The organism is Nocardia sp. NPDC023852 (assembly GCF_040639505.1).
Taxonomy (GTDB): Bacteria; Actinomycetota; Actinomycetes; order Mycobacteriales; family Mycobacteriaceae; genus Nocardia.
This window is the reverse complement of record NZ_JBFAAB010000021.1, coordinates 21480-41160: the sequence shown is the minus strand read 5'-3', so window position 1 is coordinate 41160 and position 19681 is coordinate 21480. Positions and strand designations below refer to the sequence as shown.

General features: G+C 68.6%; 18 protein-coding genes. 9 read left to right on the top strand and 9 right to left on the bottom strand.

Annotated elements, in window-relative coordinates:
* Window positions 1-65 precede the first annotated feature (65 nt).
* The 5 genes from AB0H00_RS24180 to AB0H00_RS24160 all read right to left on the bottom strand — a co-directional run bounded on the left by AB0H00_RS24180 (window position 66) and on the right by AB0H00_RS24160 (window position 3569).
* Window positions 66-410 (bottom strand): hypothetical protein, encoded by a 345-nt coding sequence (locus AB0H00_RS24180; protein WP_357270156.1) that lies wholly within the window; start codon window positions 408-410, stop codon window positions 66-68.
* On the bottom strand, window positions 407-571 hold the full coding sequence (locus AB0H00_RS24175; RefSeq protein WP_357270153.1) for a hypothetical protein: 165 nt from the start codon (window positions 569-571) through the stop codon (window positions 407-409). The genes AB0H00_RS24180 and AB0H00_RS24175 overlap by 4 nt, the downstream gene beginning before the upstream one ends.
* Window positions 572-758: 187 nt before the next feature.
* Entirely contained in the window at window positions 759-1853 is a 1095-nt protein-coding gene (locus tag AB0H00_RS24170) for an ABC transporter substrate-binding protein (protein ID WP_357270150.1), read from the bottom strand.
* Window positions 1814-2701 (bottom strand): ABC transporter permease, encoded by an 888-nt coding sequence (locus AB0H00_RS24165; RefSeq protein WP_357270147.1) that lies wholly within the window; start codon window positions 2699-2701, stop codon window positions 1814-1816. The genes AB0H00_RS24170 and AB0H00_RS24165 overlap by 40 nt, the downstream gene beginning before the upstream one ends.
* Window positions 2691-3569 carry an ABC transporter ATP-binding protein gene (locus AB0H00_RS24160; RefSeq protein ID WP_357270144.1) on the bottom strand — a complete coding sequence of 293 codons (879 nt, stop codon included), beginning with the start codon at window positions 3567-3569 and terminating at the stop codon, window positions 2691-2693. The genes AB0H00_RS24165 and AB0H00_RS24160 overlap by 11 nt, the downstream gene beginning before the upstream one ends.
* Window positions 3570-3910: 341 nt before the next feature.
* Between AB0H00_RS24160 and AB0H00_RS24155 the strand changes: the two genes are divergently transcribed.
* From AB0H00_RS24155 to AB0H00_RS24130, 6 genes are all read left to right on the top strand, one after another.
* Complete coding sequence (locus tag AB0H00_RS24155) at window positions 3911-5599, top strand: sensor histidine kinase (protein WP_357270141.1); 1689 nt, start codon at window positions 3911-3913, stop codon at window positions 5597-5599.
* Window positions 5581-6252, top strand: coding sequence for a response regulator (locus tag AB0H00_RS24150; protein WP_357270138.1), 672 nt, complete (start codon window positions 5581-5583; stop codon window positions 6250-6252). Before AB0H00_RS24155 ends, AB0H00_RS24150 begins: the two co-directional genes overlap by 19 nt.
* A gap of 376 nt (window positions 6253-6628) precedes the next feature.
* Window positions 6629-7681 carry a Gfo/Idh/MocA family oxidoreductase gene (locus AB0H00_RS24145; RefSeq protein ID WP_357270135.1) on the top strand — a complete coding sequence of 351 codons (1053 nt, stop codon included), beginning with the start codon at window positions 6629-6631 and terminating at the stop codon, window positions 7679-7681.
* An 85-nt stretch (window positions 7682-7766) separates the two neighbouring features.
* Window positions 7767-8657, top strand: a complete 891-nt coding sequence (locus tag AB0H00_RS24140) for a bile acid:sodium symporter family protein (protein WP_357270133.1) — start codon at window positions 7767-7769, stop codon at window positions 8655-8657.
* A 98-nt stretch (window positions 8658-8755) separates the two neighbouring features.
* Window positions 8756-10342, top strand: a complete 1587-nt coding sequence (locus AB0H00_RS24135) for a serine/threonine-protein kinase (protein WP_357270130.1) — start codon at window positions 8756-8758, stop codon at window positions 10340-10342.
* Window positions 10343-10631: 289 nt separating this feature from the next.
* Entirely contained in the window at window positions 10632-11423 is a 792-nt protein-coding gene (locus AB0H00_RS24130) for a M50 family metallopeptidase (RefSeq protein ID WP_357270127.1), read from the top strand.
* Window positions 11424-11566: 143 nt separating this feature from the next.
* Here the strand turns inward: AB0H00_RS24130 and AB0H00_RS24125 are convergent, their stop codons facing one another.
* On the bottom strand, window positions 11567-12073 hold the full coding sequence (locus AB0H00_RS24125) for a gluconokinase (RefSeq protein WP_357270124.1): 507 nt from the start codon (window positions 12071-12073) through the stop codon (window positions 11567-11569).
* Window positions 12074-12709: 636 nt separating this feature from the next.
* On the opposite strand from AB0H00_RS24125, the gene AB0H00_RS24120 reads away from it, so the two are divergent.
* The 3 genes from AB0H00_RS24120 to AB0H00_RS24110 all read left to right on the top strand — a co-directional run bounded on the left by AB0H00_RS24120 (window position 12710) and on the right by AB0H00_RS24110 (window position 15440).
* Window positions 12710-13117: a hypothetical protein gene (locus AB0H00_RS24120; protein WP_357270121.1), complete on the top strand. Its 408-nt coding sequence runs from the start codon at window positions 12710-12712 to the stop codon at window positions 13115-13117.
* Window positions 13118-13175: 58 nt separating this feature from the next.
* Window positions 13176-14096: a dienelactone hydrolase family protein gene (locus tag AB0H00_RS24115; RefSeq protein WP_357270118.1), complete on the top strand. Its 921-nt coding sequence runs from the start codon at window positions 13176-13178 to the stop codon at window positions 14094-14096.
* A 219-nt stretch (window positions 14097-14315) separates the two neighbouring features.
* Window positions 14316-15440, top strand: coding sequence for a PQQ-dependent sugar dehydrogenase (locus AB0H00_RS24110; RefSeq protein WP_357270115.1), 1125 nt, complete (start codon window positions 14316-14318; stop codon window positions 15438-15440).
* A gap of 61 nt (window positions 15441-15501) precedes the next feature.
* Here AB0H00_RS24110 and hutI read toward each other — a convergent pair whose 3' ends face one another.
* Genes hutI through hutU form a run of 3 tightly spaced genes read right to left on the bottom strand, consistent with a single transcriptional unit; the run spans window position 15502 to window position 19675 of the window.
* Window positions 15502-16662, bottom strand: a complete 1161-nt coding sequence (gene hutI, locus AB0H00_RS24105; RefSeq protein ID WP_357270112.1) for an imidazolonepropionase — start codon at window positions 16660-16662, stop codon at window positions 15502-15504.
* Window positions 16650-18005 (bottom strand): formimidoylglutamate deiminase, encoded by a 1356-nt coding sequence (locus tag AB0H00_RS24100; protein ID WP_357270109.1) that lies wholly within the window; start codon window positions 18003-18005, stop codon window positions 16650-16652. Before AB0H00_RS24100 ends, hutI begins: the two co-directional genes overlap by 13 nt.
* Complete coding sequence (gene hutU / locus AB0H00_RS24095) at window positions 18002-19675, bottom strand: urocanate hydratase (RefSeq protein WP_357270337.1); 1674 nt, start codon at window positions 19673-19675, stop codon at window positions 18002-18004. Before hutU ends, AB0H00_RS24100 begins: the two co-directional genes overlap by 4 nt.
* Window positions 19676-19681 lie beyond the last annotated feature (6 nt).

Here is a 19681-nt window from a genome sequence, read left to right as displayed (position 1 = left end):
GCGCGACCCGCGGCGCCGGGGGTGGTATCCACCTGAAGGCATTGCTGCCCAAGGTTATTCAACGATCAATCCTTCCAGCCGCTCGACGCAAGGATGGCATCCCAGGTGAGCGAGGGTAGTTCGGGGTGGCGTTGACGCACGAGCTCACCGGCCAAGCTCCCGGGTGACGCCTTGCGCCGATCAGCCAGCGCCTGAGCTTCGATGACGTCGGCCAGGGCACGGCTGCCACCGAGTCGTGGAAGGCACCGTGCACCAGCTCGCCGTACCCGGGCGGCAGGTCGGTCGGCGTGCCAGCGACCTCGATGCCGATACCGTCCACGGCGGTCCAGGTCTCCGGCGGTCGGCGCCTGCGGTATACCGGCGAGTCGGTGAAAACCCGAGGTGTGGGCGGCGATCGCGTCCCAGATCATGTCCACCTCCTGTCGGTGACACCGTTGTCCTCCACGAACTGTGCGACGAAGTCGGCGCCGTCGAACTCGAATCTCTGGTCGCCGCGCGCGATGTCGGCCAGGCCGATGTCGTGCAGTGCGCAGATGAGATACCTGGGCTCCTCGTCGTAGTCGAACGTCATCGCTCGCCTCCATGAGCCCGGTCTCGGGCCCACCCGGCAGGTCGGCAAGGACACGTCTCCCACAGATCCGGACAGGCCGGATGCCGGCTCGCCCTCGGCGGCGATGATCAGGGCCTCGCGGCGGCGAGCCACCGGAGGGCAGTAGTGGCCCTCCGGCGGCTCGCCGGATATCCGAGACGAACTAGTGCTACTGCTGGGGCACGCGCAACGCGTCCTCCACGAACTTCGTGGTGTACGTCTCGGACAGGTCGATGCGATCGCGCACGGGCTGCACGTTCTTCGAGTACTTGCCGAGAATATCCAAAACGTTTTGCGCGCCTTCGCGTTTCATCAGCCCATCGCCGTTGAACATGCCGATCGAGTCGCGGATCGACTGGACGTAGAGGTCCTTGCCCGCGCTGGCATACTGCGACGGCATCTTCGCCGCGATCTCCTCCGGCGTGTGCGCCTTGATCCACTGCAATGTCTGCACGAACGCCGCGGCGAGCTTTCGCACGATGTCCGGATGGGCATCGATCGTCGCGCAGTTCATGTACAGCGAGGACGCCGGATACAACCCGCCGAGCGCCGCCCTGGTGCCTGCTTCGGTGCGCATGTCGACCAGGACTCGCGCCTCGCCGGAGTTCACCATCTGTGCGACGGTCGGGTCGGTGGTCATGCCCGCGTCGATGCCGTCGTGATTCATGCCTGCGATGAAGGTCTGGCCGGCGCCGACTTTCACCCGCGTGTAGTCGGCGGTGGACATGCCCTCCTGACCTGTCAGCGCCTGGGTGAGGAAGTCGGTCGAGGAACCGAGCGATGTCACGCCCAGATTCTTGCCGCGCAGATCGGCAGGCGAGGTGATGGACGCCGCGTCCGCCGCCGACACCAACTCGACCTCACCCGGTACGTCGGACAACTGCACCACCGAGCGGATGCACTGATCCTTGGCCTGCAGATCGATGGTGTGGTCGTAGAACCCGACCACGGCCTGCACGTCGCCGGTGAGCAGCGCGGTTTCCGCGGTGGCGCCGGACTGCTCGCCGAGCAGCTTCACGTCGATGTCGTTGCGTTCGAAAAAGCCGAGCTGCTGGGTGAGCATGGCGGGCAGATAGATCACCTTCTCCAGCCCGCCGACCATGATGGAGATCTGCGGTCGGCCGTCGGACATCGGAATACTTCGGGAATCCCGGCATCCCGTGGCCAGCAGCAGTGCCGCGACCGCGACGACGACAAACGTCAGATGCTTGCGGTGGCTCATGGTCAGATCCCGTGGTTCGAGGTCGCCTGCGACGGACGCCATTTCAGCAGCCGATTCTCCGCCATGCCGATCGCCCACTCGGCGATCAGCGCGATCACCGTGATGATGATCATGCCTGCGTAGATGCCCGCCGAGTCGAAGGTGCCCTGGGCGTTGCTGATCAGCAGGCCCAAACCCTTGCTGGCTCCCGCGTATTCGCCCACGACCGCGCCGATCAGGGCGAAGCCGAAGGCGGTGTGCAGGCTGGACAGAATCCAGGTGGTGGCACTCGGCAATACGATGGACACCAGCACCTGCCGACGGCTCGCACCGAGGATGCGGGCGTTGTTGATGACATTGCCGTCCACCTCGCGTGCACCGGTGAACGCGTTGAAGAACACCGCGAAGAACACCAGCACCACGACGGTCGCGACCTTCGAGCTCAACCCGAGACCGAACCAGATGATGAACAGCGACGCGAGCACGATGCGCGGAACCGCATTGAGCGCCTTGATGAACGGCGCGAGTACGTCGGCCCAGTACCGGCTGCGGCCTAGTAGCACACCGAGCACGATGCCCGCCACCGTGCCGATCGCGAAGCCGAGCACCGCCTCCTGCACGGTGGTGTAGATCTGCAGCCAGACCGAGCCGAACTGGGTTCCGTCAGTAAACCATTCGACCAGACGCGCCCAGATCAGCGAGGGCTTGGAGTAGAAGAACGGATCGATCCATACCGACGCGGTGAGCTCCCACGCCCCGAGCCACAGCGCCACCAGCACAGCGCGTAGGCCCCAGGTCCGGACGCGGGCACGCCGGGCACTGGTGCGCACCCTGGCGAGGATCTGCTCCTCGGTCTCGTTCTCCACCACCGGCGTGGCGGCGCCGTTCTTGTCCAGCACGTCATGCGACACGGGAGGCTCCCTTCGCTCGAGCCGCCTCGACCTGGTCGCGCAGCGTTTCCCAGATTTCTTTGTAGATGTCGCGGAACTCGGTGGTGAGCCGCACGTCCTCGACACTGCGCGGCCGCTCGAGCCCCACGGTGAAGTCGCCGCAGATGGTGGCCGGGCTCGCGGTCATGACGACAACCCGGTCGGCGAGCACGATCGCCTCCTCCAGGTCGTGGGTGACGAAGATAACCGCGGCGCGGTGTCCATTGCGGCGTTCGCGGGCCCCTCCGTGGTTACGCAGGCTGCCGCCTTCGGGCCCGTCGCTCACGCCGGCGCCCGCCCAGACCCGCAGAAGTTCGTCCTGCATGAGCTGGCGGGTCTGCACATCCAGCGCGCTGAACGGCTCGTCCATCAGCAGGATTTCCGGTCCGTTGACCAGTGTCTGCGCCAGCGCGACGCGCTTACGCATGCCGCCGGACAGCTGGTGCGGGTAGTAGCCCTCGAACCCCGCCAAGCCCACCTTGCGCACCCACGCCGACGCCTTCGCCCGCGCCTCGGATTTCGACGCGCCACACAGGCGCGGGCCGAGCGCTACGTTGTCCAACACGCTCTTCCACGGCAGCACCGCGTCCTGCTGGAACATGTAGCCGATGCCGTCGGGGATGCCGTGCACGACCTTGCCATGCACCAGTGTCTGTCCGGCCGAGGCCGGTTCCAGGCCGGACACCAGGGAGAGCGTGGTGGACTTGCCGCACCCGGTGGGGCCGACGACGGCGACGAATTCGCCGGGGCGCACCTTCAGGTTCAGGTTACGCACAGCGGTGTGGATGCCGCCGCCGCTGCCGGGGAAGCGCTTCGTCGCGCTCCGCAGCTCGATCAGTGGTTCAATCATTGCTTCCTACTCCTGCGAGATCGGGATAGGGCGAACGTACGTGTCCCGAGTCACACCTCGGAGCTTGTGCGCACAACCGCCACAAACACGGGATTCGCAGGTTTTGCGCATTCTGCTCACGGTGCGGGGAGTGGTCTGACAACTTCGCCCGCCCTCAGACCGCGCCGGGTCGAGCGGAGCCGAGACAGCCGCATAACAGGCGCAGCCGGACGAAGTCCGCCCTCAGACCGCGCCGGGTCGAGCGGAGGCGAGACAGCCGCATAACAGGCGCAGCCGGACGAAGTCCGCCCTCAGACCGCGCCGGGTCGAGCGGAGGCGAGACAGCCGCCTATGCTGCGGCCATGGCCACTGAGCGCGTACGGGCCGTGCGGTTGCGAACCCAGGTTCTGCTTTTGCAGATCGTGGTCGTCACGCTGACGCTCGGGGTCGCGTTCGCGGTGTTCGGCTACCTCACCGAGCAGCGGCTGCGCGACGCATACGGGCAGCGTGCGCTGGCCATCGCCCGCACCGTCGCGGCCGACCCGGTGGTGCGCGGCGAGGTGAGCGGGTACGCGCCTGGTGTGGTTACCGCCGACCCGGAACTGCACAGGGAGCTCGCCGCGGGGCCGCTGGAGCGGATCGCGGTCGACGCGACGCAGCGGAACGAGGCACTGTTCGTGGTGATCACCGACGATGCGGGCATCCGCCTCGCGCATCCGGACCAGAACCGGCTCACCGAGCACGTCAGCACCGACCCGTCCGAAGCGCTCGCGGGCCGGGAGGTGATCGACGAGGAACGCGGCACGCTCGGCGACTCGGTGCGGGCGAAAGTTCCTGTGCTGGAACCAGATTCGTTGCGTGTCGTGGGCGCGGTGAGTGTCGGCATCGCTACCGACGCGGTGCACGATCAGCTGCTGGACGATCTGCGCACCGCGGGCATGCTGGTCGGTGCCGCGCTGCTGGTCGGCATCGCCGGTTCGATCCTGCTCGCCCGGCGCTGGCGCGGGCTGACGCTCGGGCTCGAGCCCGGCGAACTCGCCGAACTCGTGCGCGGTCAAGCCGCGGTGCTGCACGGCATCGGCCGCGGGGTGCTCGCCGTGGATTCGTCCTGGCGTACGACGTTCGTCAACGACGAGGCGCGCAGGCTGCTCGGCATCGGACCGGACATCGGGCGACCGGTGGACGAGGTCGGCTTGACCCCTCGCGTCTTGGAAGTGTTTCACGGCCTGGACGAACAACCCGCCTCCGCGACGGTCGGTTCGCATATAGTCATCGTCTCCGCGCGGCGGGTCAGCCGCGACGGGCGCGATCTCGGCGCGGTGCTCACCGTGCGCGACCGCACCGACGTGGAGTCGCTGACCAGGCAACTCGACGCTGTGCAGTCGATGAGCACGGTGCTGCGCGCGCAGCGGCACGAATTCTCCAACAAGATGCATTTGATCAGCGGCCTGCTGCACAGCGGACGCGTCGAGGAGGCGTCGCGATCGATCGACGAGTTGATCGGCGCGGGACCGCTCGGCGCCGCGACACCGGGAATCGACGCCATTCACGACGCCTACCTCCAGGCGTTCCTGGCCGCCAAGGCCGCGCACGCCAGGGAGAGCGGCGTCGAACTCGTGCTCGGTCCGAACACCTGGGTGGAGGGCAGCCTCGCCGACCCCGTGGACGTGACGACGGTCCTGGGCAACCTACTCGACAACGCGATAGAGGCAGTCCGCGCCTCCGGCCGTTCACTGCCGCAGGTGGAAGTCGAATTGGTGCAAGAGGATTCGACATTGCACATCACCGTCGCCGACAGCGGTGACGGTGTCGCGCCCGAGCTGGTCGATTCACTCTTCACCGAGGGGACTTCGACCAGGGAGGACCACGGCGTCCCTGGCGGACGGGGGGTCGGCCTGGCCCTGATCCGCCAGATCGCGCGTGCCCACGGCGGCGACGTGCGTCTGTCCAGCGCTGGTGGCGGCGAACCACCGCTCACCGGCGCCGAATTCATCGCCCGCATGCCCGGAGTGCTTGTCGACAGCGAGGTGCCATGGCCGCAGCAGATCTGAATGTTCTCGTCGTCGACGATGACTTCCGGGTCGCGAATCTGCATGCCGGAATAGTCGACTCCATCGCCGGTTTCACCATAGCGGGTACCGCCAACACCCTCGCGACCGCGCGGGAACGCGTCGCAGCAGAGCCGATCGATCTCGCGCTGGTCGACGTCTACCTCCCGGACGGTTCCGGCATCGACTTCGTCCGCGAGATCTTGTGCGACGCCATGATTCTCACCGCGTCCGCCGAGAGCGACACCGTGCGGGCGGCCATCGCCTCGGGCGCGCTGGCCTACCTCGTGAAGCCGTTCCCGCATACCGAGCTGGCCGCCCGGCTGGCCGCGTACGCCCGCTACCGCCGCATCCTTGCCGTACCGCAGGTCGACAACGCTCGGGTGTCGGCCGCGCTCCATGCCCTGCGGCCTGCGGCAGCCGCCAGTACCCCCGCCGTGGTCGGCTCCCCCACCAAAGACCTCGTCCTGCAATCGATTGTCGAGGCGGGTGCACCCTTGTCCGCGGGCGAGGTCGCCACCGCCATCGGCATCTCGCGCGCCACCGCGCAGCGCTATCTGGCCACCCTCGTCACCAGCGGCGCGGTGCGCATGGGCCTGCGCTACGGCAGCACCGGCCGCCCCGAACAGGAGTACTCCGCCGCGCCCCAGCGGTGAGTCACCACGCACCGTTCACCAGCGATCGACGACCGACGGGAACCGCCGTGCGCACGGCTCGTCCGGGGTGTGCACCGCGCTCACCACGTCGCTGATCAGCCGATATAGGTGCGGGTGCAGCGCTGGACCATTGACACGGGGGCCCCGCGACACTTGCCCCTTCGATACTGATGATGACGGCCGACAGCGTGGCGCACGGATCGAAGTTTCCGGCGAACCCGCCCCGGATCGGCGGCCCACCGCGTCCTCGTCGCCGGAGCCGCATTTCGAACAGTCTGCGCCCGAGCGGTCTGCGCTGCCGAACCGGTGTTGTCAGGGCGAAGAAGCCGCCATATCTCGACGGGCGCGGCGGATCCTGGCGCGGTAGCGTCAGCGCATGCGCAGCCTCGAAGTCGCCATTATCGGGTATGGCTTGGCCGGGTCGATTTTCCATGCCCCATTCATCGCCGCCGAGCCTCGGATGCGGGTGGCTGCTGTGGTCACGTCGTCGGCGGAGCGTGCCGCACAGGCGCGGCGCGAACACCCGGGCGTGCGTGTCGTGTCGCACGCCGACGATCTGTTCACCGAACCAGCGGGGCTCGACCTCGTCGTGGTCGCCACGCCCAACCGCTCGCACGCGCCGTTGGCCGCGCAGGCGCTCGACGCGGGACTGCCGGTGGTGGTCGACAAGCCGTTCGCAGTCTCGGTGACCGACGCGGAGTCCGTGGTCGCGCAAGCCGAGCAGTCCGGCCTCGCGCTGTCGGTCTTCCAGAACCGGCGCTGGGATGGTGACTTCCAGACCGTGCGCGAACTCGTCGAGACCGGAAAGCTCGGCCGGGTACGACGGTTCGAGTCGCGGTTCGAACGCTGGCGGCCGGTGCCGAAGGGCGGCTGGCGGGAGATCGGCTCCGACGAGGACGGCGCGGGTATCCTCCTCGATCTCGGCAGTCATCTGGTCGACCAAGCCGTGACGCTGTTCGGACCGGTGCTCTCGGTGTACTGCGAACTGGACCAGCGGCGCGAGGGCGTGCGCAGCGACGACGATGCCTTCGTCGCGCTCACCCATACTTCCGGCGTGCGCTCGCACCTGTGGATGAGCGCCGTGGCGCCCCAACTCGGTCCGCGTTTCCGAGTTCTGGGCTCCGAGTCCGGGTTCGTAAGCTATGGACTCGACCCGCAGGAGGAGGCACTGCGGTCCGGCCGCCGTCCCGGCGACGGCGCCCCATGGGGCACAGTCGAACCCGAGCACTGGGGGCTGCTGGGCGCCGAACCGGACACCGTGCCGATACCGACCGCTCCGGGCGACTACCTCGCGTTCTACTCCGCGATGGCCGCGGCGCTGCTCGACGGCGCGCCCGTACCGGTCGACCCGCGCGACGCCGTCACCACGCTGCGTCTGCTGGCCAAGGCGCGGGAATCGGCGGACACGGGTGTGACCGTGACCGCCTGATCTGGTCACCTCCACTGCTACTCGATAACGTCGGCACCTGGTGTCGACGGCATCGCGTCGACCACTCGGTGGAGAGGACATCCGAATGGGTTCAACGATTTTCGCGGTACTTCTACCGCTGGCCCTCGCCTTGGTGATGTTCGGGCTCGGATTGACGCTGACACCGGATGATTTCGCGCGGGTGCTGCGGTTTCCGAAGGCCGCGGTGATCGCGCTGGTGTGCCAGATGGTCGTGTTGCCCGCGATCTGCCTCGGCTTGATCTACCTGTTCGGCCTGGACGGCGCGCTGGCGGTCGGCATGATGCTGCTCGCCGCGTCGCCGGGCGGACCATCGGCCAACCTGTTCAGCCATATCGCCGGGGGCAATGTGGCGCTGAACATCACGCTCACCGCGATCAATTCGGTGCTCGCGGTGCTCACCATGCCGCTGGTCGTCGCCCTGTCCTACACGTTGTTCCTGGACGACGAGGGATCACTCGGGCTGCGACCGGACAAGTTCGCCCAGGTCTTCGCCATCGTGCTGGTGCCGGTCGCGATCGGGATGTGGGTGCACCGGCGGTTCACGTCGTGGTCGGAGCGGATGCGCGGCACCGTGAAGATTTTGTCCATCGTGGTGCTCGCGCTGGTGGTTGCCGCCGCGGTGGGCAAGAACTTCGACACGCTCACCGAGAACATCGGCACGCTGGCCTCGATCTGTTTGCTGTTCGCGGTCGCGAGTCTGACCATCGGCTACTTCACACCCCGGTTGTTCGAGGTGGATGCCGACCAGGCGATCGCCTCGGCGATGGAGATCGGCGTCCACAACGGGGCGATCGCGATCGCCGTCGCCGCATCGGTACTCGGCAACGACACCATGGCCGTGCCGGGAGCGGTGTACGGCGTGCTGATGAACATCCCCGCGGCCATCGCGGCATATCTGCTGGCCAGGCGGGCGCGCCGGCGCCTGCCCACGCCGGTGCCGAGCGAGGCGGGCTAGCCGCAGGTCAGCGGCGACTACGGGCGATTCGGACACGAACCGGCCCGGTGAGTAGCCTTTCGGAAGTTCGACCCCATTCGAAGGGAGCCAGCTGCGCGATGCAACCGCTCGGTGCGAACGATCCGACGTGGATCGGGGACTACCGGCTGCTCGGCCTGCTCGGCGCGGGCGGCATGGGCCGGGTCTATCTGGGGCGGAACGCGGGCGGGCGCACGGTCGCGGTCAAGGTCATCCGCCCGGACATGATCGATGCCGAATTCCGCGAGCGCTTCCGACGCGAGGTCACCGCGGCACGCCGGGTCGGCGGACGGTTCACCGCGCCGGTGCTCGATGCCGACGTGGACGCCGATCCGCCGTGGCTGGCCACGGGTTATGTGGCCGGGTTCTCGCTGGCCGACGCGGTCGACAAATACGGTCCGTTCACCGAGACCTCGATACTCGTGCTGGCGCACGGGCTGGTCGAGGCACTGGTGGCGGTGCATGGGGCAGGCGTGGTGCACCGCGACCTCAAACCCTCGAATGTTCTCCTCGCCCTCGACGGTCCCCAGGTGATCGATTTCGGCATCGCCCGCGCTGTCGATGACAGCGCGCTCACCACCACCGGAAAGGTCATCGGCTCACCGGGATTCATGTGTCCGGAGCAGGTGACCGGCGATCCGGTGGGCCCGCCGGCAGACATCTTCGCGCTTGGCGGGGTGTTGGTGTTCGCCGCGACGGGCCACGGGCCGTTCGGCGTCGGCGAAACCGTGCAGCTGCTCTGGCGGGTGGTGTACGAGAAGCCGCAGCTCGACGACGTACCGGAACGGCTGCGGCCGCTGCTGGCAGCTTGCCTGACCAAGGATGTCACGGCACGCCCGACCCTGGACCAGCTGCTCGCCGAGCTGACGGCACTAGGAATTCCCGATCGGGGCGGCTGGCTCCCGGCCCCTGCGCTCGAGGAGGTCAGCAGGCGCGCGGTAGAGCTGCTCGACCTGGACTCCGGCCCTGTCGACCGGTCGAAGCCCCCGAAACCCGGGCCGCCGGATCCCGCGCGAACCGCCGATACCGTGGTCCGCTCGACGCCACCACCGCACCAGCAGCAGTATCCGCGGGGTAGCGACTCCGGACGGTCGGCGCCGACGCAGGGATGGCGCGGAGGGTCTGCCACACCACGCCGCCCCGCCCGCGCCGTGTTGATCGCGGGGGCGCTCGTAGTCGGCATCGCGGTCGCGGCTGCCTCGTTCGTGGTCGGCGCCCAGCTGCGGAACAAGGACTCGAACGGCTCCGACGCGATGACCGATGGCCGCTCCCCGTCGGCCGTAGCGGATTCCGCGGGCACCCGGACGGTCAGCGGTTCTCCCTCCTCGAAGGTGCCAAAAGCCTTAGTCGGCGAATGGAGAGGGGTTGCCCGCGACAACTTCGCGTCGTTCGACATCGTGCTGACCATCCGGGACGGAAAAGTCGGCGAAGAAGTCGCGGCGTCGTCGAACACCGGCAAGGTGTCCGGTAGCCGCTGTGAACGCGCCGAAACCCTGACCAGCGCAACCAAGACCGAGATCGCCTTGGTCGCGCGGCTTTCCGGCGGCGCGGCCGACTGCCTGGATAACGGGTCCGCCTCCACCGTCAAGCTGCTGCCGGACGGTTCGGTGTCTTACAGCACCTCCGGCTTCATCGGCAACATCGAAGGCGTGCTGCGCAAGGGTTAGTGCGCCGGCGCCCATCCCCGAGAACCTCGTACGCAGGCGGGTAGCGCCACACGCGATGCTCCAGCGCGAGTGAGAACCAGAGCCGGGGCGCATGCACGCTGGAGACCGGGCTTGCCTCCCCCTCATGGAGCGTGCCGTCGCTGGCATGAGGAGGGGAGCTGGGACGACTCAATCCACCCGAGGCGGCCTACTCAGGCCGTTTCGTGCCGACGACGCCGTCGTGGCTGGTGGTCGCCGCCCGGAAGGCACGCCGTGAGCGCGGCTGTCCGATGGCGGTTAAGGTGCGGCGGTGGATAGAGCCGAATTTGTCGAGCGCGGTGCCTCCATCGCCGACCGTCTGACGACAACCCAAGCACAGCCGCCGTGGTGGCTGGTCGCCGCCGCCGCGGTGGCCGCGCTCGTGCTGGTGGGGTACACCCCGATCTGGCGGTTGACTCGCAATATCGTCACCCTCGCGCACGAAGGTGGTCACGCCCTGGTCGCGCTGCTGACCGGCCGCAGGCTCAACAGCATCAGATTGCATTCGGACACTTCGGGTCTCACGGTGTCGAGCGGAAAACCGTACGGCCTCGGGATGATCCTTACCACGATGGCGGGCTATCCGGCACCGCCGCTGCTCGGTTTAGGGTTCGCGGCGCTACTCGGCGCGAGCCGGATCACGTTGATGCTCTGGACCGCCATAGCGCTGCTCGCCGCGCTGCTGATCAAGATCAGGAACATCTATGGCGGCATTACCGTGCTCGGTCTCGGAGCGGTCGTCTTCGTCGTGTCGTGGTTCGGAACCGACACGCTGCAAGCCGGTTTCGCCTATCTGGGCGCCTGGTTCCTGCTGTTCGCCGGGGCGCGACCGGTGGTCGAACTCCAGCGCGGGCGCTCCCGGCAGCAGCGATCCCGGCACCACGACGTCGACTCCGACGCCGACCAGCTCGCCCGGCTCACCCATCTGCCCGGCCTGCTGTGGGTGGTGGTGTTCGTCGCGATCGCGGTGGGAGCGCTGCTGCTCGGGGCGGGGCTGCTCGTCTCCGACATCGCCGAACTCTGCCTTCCGCAGTTGTCCTCCGGCGCCTGCCCCACGCGCTGACCGACGCGGCTACCGCCTTCATCCCGCTCGGTGGCGTCATAGCCACCGCGACCAGCCTCCGGGTCATGATCGGATTCGCCGCCGTGACACTGCTCGCCAGCTGCCTAATGCTTCCATGGCGACCGTATGGTCTGTAAGTGCCGCTATCCCAGCGCTGCTACCGCATCCGTGACCAGATCCTCTGGTGTGCGGGTTGCGTCGATCGTGACGCCGTTCTCGTCGGCGGCCAACGGCTCCAACGCCGCCAGCTGCGAATCGAGCAGGCTCGGCGGCATGAAGTGCCCGCGGCGCCCGGTCATGCGGCGCGCGAGTTCAGTTCGCGGCGCGGCCAGATGCACGAAGAACGCCTCGAAAACCCCCGCCCGCAACTGGTCGCGGTAGCCGCGTTTGAGCGCCGAGCAGCTGACCACGCCGCCCTGCTCGGTGTGCTCAGCCAGCCAAGCGGCCACCGCGTCCAGCCAGGGCGCCCGGTCCGCGTCGTCCAGCGGCGTCCCGGCCGCCATCTTCGCGACGTTCGCCGCCGGATGGAAGTCGTCCCCTTCGGCGTACTCGACGCCCAGCACGTCGGCCAGCCGGGCGCCGACCGTCGACTTCCCGGACCCCGACACTCCCATCACCACGATCACCGGTGCGCCTTCCCGTGCCGGCATGTCGAACTCCTCCGCTGGCGTCTCGAACCAGACCGATCCAGTGATCGGCCCGGCATATCGGACACCGACACTATCGGCGGAGATCTGGGCAACCGACGCAGCGCACCCCCCACCGACGGCGTGCGCCCCACCCGCGGCTCGGCGCGCCGTTCTCGGGCACGATGTCCCCGATGTCGGGGCACCATGCCGGTCGAACTCGCTCGAACCATCGCGCGGTTCCATTGTGCCTCGCGCAAGACGATCGAATCGCGGCGCCGGTCGCCGCGTCCTGCCCGACGTGGGCGCCATAAGGCCCACCGTCCTGGCATCGGCGCTGCCCAGGCTGATCCGGAACCCGCGAGGCAGGGTCTCGGGCTCGGATGACGAGCGCGGCTTCCGCCTCGTCACTTCTCCGGACATGTCGAATCAGGCTTTGACGGCGCCGACTCGAGTTGCTCGGGGTGGTCCAGGCCGCGGCGATTGCCGAAGGCGCAGCGATCAGCCTGTGGCTATCGGCCTCCGTGACGCACCATTTAGTGCGGTTCTCCCACGCGAGGCGGCCGGAGGCTGGACCATAGATCGTGCAGTCAGATGGGGGCCGCGTTCTTTTCTGTTGTGTTCAGCGATCCGTATCCGCCACTCAGGAGGAAAAGATCCATGATGACTACTCGGAACTGTCAGCGCTCTGCCCGCACTGCGGCTGTCTTCGTAACGATGGGTGCCGCCCTGGTGTTGGCCGCTGCTCCCGCTCTCGCCGACAACGTTGTCGACATCGCTGGTGTCGAACCGAGCAACGTCGGAGTCAACTACAGCTGTGATGCCTCCGCCGGGGTGACACGCCTGCAGGCGATGGCGGGGGAACCCACCGCGGAACAGCCTGCAGCCGCCGGCAACCAGAACGACCTCATCTGTGACGGCGCCCAACACGTCGCCACCGTCCCCTTGGCGGGAGCCAACGGCGAGGCGCCACTGCAGTCGGGCAAGGTTGTGCAGGTGCGAGTTGCCTTGACCGGTCAGGACGATGTCGTCATATCCGGGCAGACGAAAGTGCTCACTCTGGGGTGAGCCCTGTCGTTGACTCGAAGGACGCCGCGGGGCACCGACCCGGCATAGGGTTGGGCACATGACGCCGCTGCAGCGCTATATCGCAGAAGAGATCGCCACCGACCACGCCGACGGCATCCTCACCCGGCGGGAAGCGTTGCGCCGGTTGGCTCTGCTCGGCTTCGGGGTCACCGCCGCGGGTGCGCTGCTCGCCGCCTGTACCGGCGGTGACAACGGAATCACCGATTCGGCGCCTTCGCCTGCGACACCCTCGCCGCCGCCCACATCCCCGTCGGCTCCGCCGGGCTCAGCCACCGCGGCCACCACGACTGCCATCACGTTCGGCGGATCCGACGGGAAGCAGCTACAAGCCGCGTGGGCGGCGGCACCGCAGCCGCGCGGCGGGGTGCTGGTCATCCACGAGAACAAGGGCCTCACCGACCACATCCGCTCGGTGACCGGGCGATTCGCGGGTGCCGGATACTCCGCGCTCGCGGTCGACCTGCTTTCCGCACAGGGCGGCACCGCCGCGTTCACTGATCCGGCCGCGGCGACCGCCGAACTGAGCCGCATTCCGCAGGAACAGTTCGTGGCCGACCTGCGGTCCGGGCTCGACGAACTGCAGCGGCGGGTCGAGGGAAAGAAACTCGGCACGACCGGCTTCTGCTTCGGCGGCGGCCTGGCGTGGTTGCTGCTGGCCTCCGGGCCGTCGCCGCTTTCCGCCGCGACGCCCTTCTACGGACCGTTCCCGGACAACGGTGATCTGTCCGCGTCCAAGGCCGCCGTGCTTGCCATCTACGCGGCGGCCGACACCCGGGTGAACGCCTCCCGCCCGGCCGCCGAGGCGGCGCTGGCTCGTGCGGGCGATCCGCACGAGATCTTCATCGCCCCGGACGCCGACCACGCATTCTTCAACGACACCGGCCCGCGCTACAACGCCACGGCGGCCACCGAAGCCTGGCGCCGCGTACTGGACTGGTACGGCACCTACCTCGGCTGACCCGCTTCCGCCCACTGTGCAGGGGTCACAAGCGCCGCGGCACGGCTGCGCGGTCGGCAATAGCGCGAACGGGCGGAGGTGCGTCACAGTGAACTGGGTCCTCGAAATGAAGCCGCGTTCGCGCGAACAGGACCGGCCCAGGCCGAAGCCGCGGCGGATCGGCCATGGTCGATGACAACGGACGATTCGACGTCCACAGACCATCGAAGGTGGACACGCATGAGACAGGTGAACGCCCGCGATCGAGGCCCGTGCGCGGCGATCGCCGCACTTGTTGTCGTGGGCGCGGTCGCGGCGTGCGCCGGCGACACCACACCCGCACCGACCCATCTTCCCAGCTCGGCAGGCGTCGGCACTACCGCGGCGAGCACCCCAGCGGGTCGACCCGATCTCGACGCTGCCGAGGAGGTGGCAGGCTACGTCGACGTCCCGTGGGGCCTGGCGTTTCTCCCCGGGGGCAGCGCGCTGGTGGCCGAGCGAAACACCGGACGGATCCTGCGGCTGGCACCCGGCCTGGCGCCGGAACAGGTGTACCAGCTACCCGGCGTCGCCGCACGCGGCGAGGGCGGGCTGCTCGGGCTCGCCGTCCCACCGGACTATGCCGAAAAGCGTTATGTCTACGCCTATTTCACCGCCGACACGGACAACCGGATCGTGCGATTCCGGCTCGACGGGCCGCCGGAGGTGCTCGTCACCGGTATTGCGAAAGCAGGCAACCACGATGGCGGGCGGATCGCGTTCGGGCCGGACGGCATGCTCTACGCCGGAACCGGTGACGCCGGGCAGCGCGCCCGGTCGCAGGACCCGGCAAGCCTCAACGGCAAGATCCTGCGCATGACCCCTGAAGGCCGCGCCGCGCCGGGCAACCCGACGCCTGGTTCGCCGGTATACAGTCGCGGCCACCGCAATGTACAGGGGCTCGCGTGGGATCGCTCGGGCCGGTTGTTCACGTCCGAGTTCGGCCAGGATCGGTTCGACGAGATCAACCTGATCGAACCGGGACGCAACTACGGCTGGCCCGCCGTCGAGGGCGCGGCCGGCGTAGACCGCGGCTACACCGATCCGCTCGTCACCTGGGCCACCGCGGAAGCCTCCCCCTCGGGCATCGCGATCGCCGGAGACACCCTCTACGTCGCCGCGCTGCGCGGCCGGCGGCTCTGGACGGTGCCGCTCCAGGACGGCGGCCTTGGCGAGCCACGGGCGGAATTGCGCGATCGCTACGGTCGATTGCGCACCGTGGCCGTGGCGCCGGACGGTGCGCTGTGGCTTACCACCTCCAACACCGATGGCCGGGGCGAAGTCGGCAGTGGCGACGACCGCGTCCTCCGGTTCCCGGCCCGCTGAGCGGACTCGGGTCGTTGCCGTCCGCCGTAACCGTGCGTGTCGGCCACGATCGCCGATCTGGTCAGCCGAAAGTCGGCTGCGGCGGCACTCGCCTGCCGAAACGCCACACAGCCGGAGTCAGCGGCACTCCTGGGCGGTAGGCCAGATGGGCGACGGACGGAGCGTCCAGCACCTGCAGATCCGCACGGGCGCCGACCCGGATCGAGCCGACATCGTCCCTACGCAGCGCTGCTGCCCCGCCCGCGGTCGCGGCGTACACCGCCTCCGCCACCGACAGACCCATCTGCAGAACAGCGGTCGCCACGCAGAAGGCCATCGAGGTGGTGTAGGAGCTGCCGGGATTGGCGTTGGTGGCCAAGGCGACTGTGGCGCCGGCGTCCAGCAGGGTGCGAGCGGGCGCAAGGGGCTGCCGGGTGGACAGGTCGCAGGCGGGCAGGAGGGTAGCGACGGTGTTCGACGCGGCCAACGCCTCGATGTCGTCGGTGGCGAGATAGGTGCAATGGTCCACACTCGCCGCGCCCAGACGCACCGCTAGTTGAACGCCGGGGCCGTGGCCGAGCTGATTGCCGTGTACCCGCAAGCCGAGCCCGCGAGCAGCGGCGGCGCGGAGCACCCGTTCGGCCTGATGCTCGTCGAAAGCGCCTGTCTCACAAAATACATCGGCCCAGCGCACATACGGCGCCACCGCGTCGAGCATCGGACCGCACACCAGGTCCACGTACGACTCCGGGTCCGTGCCTGTCGGTACCAGATGCGCGCCGAGATAGGTCACCTCGTCGGCGGAAGCCGCGGCGATGCGGGCGGAGCGCAGTTCGTCCTCGACACGGAGGCCGTAGCCGGTCTTGGTTTCCAGGCAGGTGGTGCCCTGGCGCCTTGCCTCGGCGAGATGGCGAGCGAGGTTGGCGACCAGATCGTCGTCGGTGGCCTCGCGGGTCGCGGCGACGGTGGTGGCGATGCCACCGGCCCGGTAGGGGCGCCCGGCCATCCTGGCTTCGAATTCGTCGGTCCGGTCTCCGGCGAAGACCAGGTGGCTGTGGCTGTCCACCCAGCCGGGCAGCGCGGCGCGGCCGCCGACGTCGACCTTCTCGTCAGCGGCGGGGGCCGCGGCGGCCGACCCGACAAAGGCGAAACGGCCCCCCTCGAGCACGACCGCGGCGTTGCGCACCGGGCCGTCCTCGGCGTTGGTCGTGAGCTCGCTGATGCCGGTGATCAACATCGCCATAGCGCCTCGATTTCCTCGCACAGCAAATTTTCCGGGCGAGGCAACAGCAGGTGGTGGTGGTCGGAGACGACGGGACGTCCGGCGACCAGCACCTCACGCACGTCGCCGGCGGTGGCGGCGAAGAGCGCGGCGGCGGGGGCGGTTCCTGCGGTGCGAATCGAGTCGAGGTCGACGGTGACAAGGTCGGCGGCGGCACCCGGTGCGATCCGGCCGCACTCGGGCCAGCCGATCGCAGCGTGATCCGTTGCCGCGCAATATAATTGCGCAGCGGTGAAGCGGCCGCGCGTGTGGCTCACCAGCCGCTCGTGAAGCTCGAGCGCCCGCCACTCCTCGAACGCGTCCACGGTGGCGTGACTGTCACTGCCCAGGCACAGTCCCACACCCGCGTCGAACAGGGCCCGGGCGGGCCCGATGCCGTCACCCAGGTCGCGCTCGGTGGTCGGGCAGAAGCACACACGCGCACCGGTTTCTGCGAGCACACGAATGTCGGTGGCGGAGAGGTGGGTGGCGTGCACGGCGACCGCACGCGCACCGAGCACGCCCGCCGCGGCCAGCAACTCTGTCGGGGTGCGACCGTAAAAGGCCAGACAATAGCGGTTTTCGGCAGGCTGTTCGGATAGGTGCACGTGGACCGGGCGCCCGGCTGCCTGCTCCGCGACCACGCCGAGTGCGGCGCGCGGCACGGTGCGCACCGAATGCGCGGCTACGCCGGTCCGCACCAAGCCCGGTTCAGGCGTGAATGCGGCGGCCCGCTCGGCCCAGGCGCCCACGTCGCCGTCACCGAACCGAAGCTGATGTTCACCGAGCGGCATCCCGAATTCCCCAGTCAGATAACATGTGTCGAGCACAGTGAGCCGAATGCCGGCATCGTCTGCGGCTGCGACGAGGGCCGCGCTCATCACGTTCGGGTCCGTGTAGCGTCTGCCTCCGGGTGCGTGGTGCAGATAATGGAATTCGCCGACGCTGGTATACCCGGCCAGCACCATCTCGGCGTACACCGCACGGGCGAGCCGGTAGCAGGAGTCGGGATCCAGCGATGCGGCGACGACATACATCCGGTCCCGCCAAGTCCAGAAGGAGCCGCGCTCGTGCTGCGTGCGACCGCGCAGTGCACGGTGGAAGGCGTGCGAGTGCGCGTTGGCGAACCCGGGAATCGTCAATCCGTGCAGGACTTTTCCGCGCCGGTCCGCACCACTGGCCACCGAACGGATCGTCGGTCCATCGACCTCGATGGTGACATCCGCGGCGAGCCCGTCCGGGAGCCAGGCGTACTGGGCCCAGTACACGTTCGTCGCGCTGCCCGCGGGCACGCGATCCGCACCGCCCGCGTCCTTGCCGGTCACGCGTTCTCCCGCATCGGAATTCGCACGCCACGCTGTACGGCGATGTCGCTGGCACTCACGTAGCCGGCGTCCACGTGACGGATTACTCCGGTGCCTGGATCGTTGGTCAGCACCCGCTCGAGCTTCTGCGCCGCCAGTGGCGTTCCGTCGGCCACACACACCTGTCCCGCGTGCAGCGAGCGACCCATCCCGACGCCGCCGCCGTGGTGGATGGACACCCAGCTCGCCCCGGAAGCCGTGTTGAGCAGCGCGTTCAACAGGGGCCAGTCGGCGATCGGATCCGAGCCGTCGGCCATCGACTCGGTCTCTCGGTAGGGCGAGGCGACGCTCCCGGAGTCCAGGTGGTCCCGCCCGATCACGACCGGCGCCCGGAGTTCGCCCGAGGCCACCATCTCGTTGAAGCGCAGTCCGGCCAGGTGCCGCTCGCCGTAGCCGAGCCAGCAGATTCGCGCGGGCAGCCCTTGGAAGGCCACGCACGCACCGGCCATCTCGATCCAGCGGCGCAGAGATTCGTTCTGGGGGAACAGTTCCAGGACAGCACGGTCGGTGGCCGCGATGTCGGCCGGGTCTCCGGACAACGCAACCCAGCGGAACGGTCCCTTGCCCGCGCAGAACAGCGGACGGATGTAGGCGGGAACGAACCCCGGATAGTCGAACGCCCGGTCGCACCCGCCGAGCGCGGCCTCGCCACGCAGTGAGTTGCCGTAGTCGAACACCTCCGCGCCCGCGTCGAGGAAGCCGAGCATGGCGCCGACGTGGTCGGCCATGGACTCCCGTGCGCGGTCGGTGAATTCGTCGGACTTGTTCGCCGCGTAGTCCGACCAGTCCTCGACCGCGACACCACGCGGCAGATAGGACAGCGGGTCGTGCGCCGAGGTCTGGTCGGTGACGATGTCCGGGTCGAACCCACGGCTGAGCAGCTCCGGCAAAACGTCGGCGGCATTGCCGATCAGACCGACGGACAACGCCTTTCGTCGGCCGCGGGCGGCGCGAACCCTGGCCACCGCATCATCGATGTCGGTAGCGATCTCGTCCAGGTAGCGGTCCCGCAGGCGTCGTCCCGCGCGCACCGGGTCGCAGTCGACAACCAGCGCCACACCGCCGTTCATGGTGACCGCCAGCGGTTGCGCGCCGCCCATGCCGCCGAGTCCCGCGGTCAGGGTCAGCGTTCCCGCGAGGCTCCCGCCGAAGCGCTTGTCGGCGATAGCGGCGAATGTCTCGTAGGTGCCCTGCAGGATGCCCTGGGTACCGATGTAGATCCATGAGCCCGCCGTCATCTGGCCGTACATGGTCAGCCCGAGCGCCTCGAGTCTGCGGAACTCCGGCCAGTTGGCCCAGTCCCCGACGAGATTCGAGTTGGCGATCAGCACGCGCGGCGCCCACTCGTGCGTGCGGAACACGCCGACCGGCTTACCCGACTGCACCAGCAGCGTTTCGTCATCCGCCAGAGTCGTGAGACAGCGCGTGATCGCATCGAAACTGGCCCAATCCCGCGCGGCCTTCCCGGTTCCGCCGTACACGACCAGATCCTGCGGACGTTCCGCGACATCGGGATCGAGATTGTTGTGCAACATGCGCAGTGCGGCCTCGGTCTGCCAGTTCCTGGCCGTGCGTCCAGTGCCCCGAGCCGCCCGCACCACCCTGGGTGCCGACCGCGACGGGGGCCCAATCGACGA

What these genes read in the sequence shown, in the direction of transcription:
- AB0H00_RS24120 (WP_357270121.1), top strand. Translation starts at nt 12,710, where the DNA reads ATGATGACTACTCGGAACTGTCAGCGCTCTGCCCGCACTGCGGCTGTC.
- AB0H00_RS24170 (WP_357270150.1), bottom strand. Translation starts at nt 1,853, where the DNA reads ATGGCGTCCGTCGCAGGCGACCTCGAACCACGGGATCTGACCATGAGC.
- AB0H00_RS24115 (WP_357270118.1), top strand. Translation starts at nt 13,176, where the DNA reads ATGACGCCGCTGCAGCGCTATATCGCAGAAGAGATCGCCACCGACCAC.
- AB0H00_RS24175 (WP_357270153.1), bottom strand. Translation starts at nt 571, where the DNA reads ATGACGTTCGACTACGACGAGGAGCCCAGGTATCTCATCTGCGCACTG.
- AB0H00_RS24110 (WP_357270115.1), top strand. Translation starts at nt 14,316, where the DNA reads ATGAGACAGGTGAACGCCCGCGATCGAGGCCCGTGCGCGGCGATCGCC.
- AB0H00_RS24135 (WP_357270130.1), top strand. Translation starts at nt 8,756, where the DNA reads ATGCAACCGCTCGGTGCGAACGATCCGACGTGGATCGGGGACTACCGG.
- AB0H00_RS24160 (WP_357270144.1), bottom strand. Translation starts at nt 3,569, where the DNA reads ATGATTGAACCACTGATCGAGCTGCGGAGCGCGACGAAGCGCTTCCCC.
- AB0H00_RS24125 (WP_357270124.1), bottom strand. Translation starts at nt 12,073, where the DNA reads ATGCCGGCACGGGAAGGCGCACCGGTGATCGTGGTGATGGGAGTGTCG.
- AB0H00_RS24150 (WP_357270138.1), top strand. Translation starts at nt 5,581, where the DNA reads ATGGCCGCAGCAGATCTGAATGTTCTCGTCGTCGACGATGACTTCCGG.
- AB0H00_RS24140 (WP_357270133.1), top strand. Translation starts at nt 7,767, where the DNA reads ATGGGTTCAACGATTTTCGCGGTACTTCTACCGCTGGCCCTCGCCTTG.
- AB0H00_RS24180 (WP_357270156.1), bottom strand. Translation starts at nt 410, where the DNA reads ATGATCTGGGACGCGATCGCCGCCCACACCTCGGGTTTTCACCGACTC.
- hutI (WP_357270112.1), bottom strand. Translation starts at nt 16,662, where the DNA reads ATGGCGATGTTGATCACCGGCATCAGCGAGCTCACGACCAACGCCGAG.
- AB0H00_RS24155 (WP_357270141.1), top strand. Translation starts at nt 3,911, where the DNA reads ATGGCCACTGAGCGCGTACGGGCCGTGCGGTTGCGAACCCAGGTTCTG.
- AB0H00_RS24145 (WP_357270135.1), top strand. Translation starts at nt 6,629, where the DNA reads ATGCGCAGCCTCGAAGTCGCCATTATCGGGTATGGCTTGGCCGGGTCG.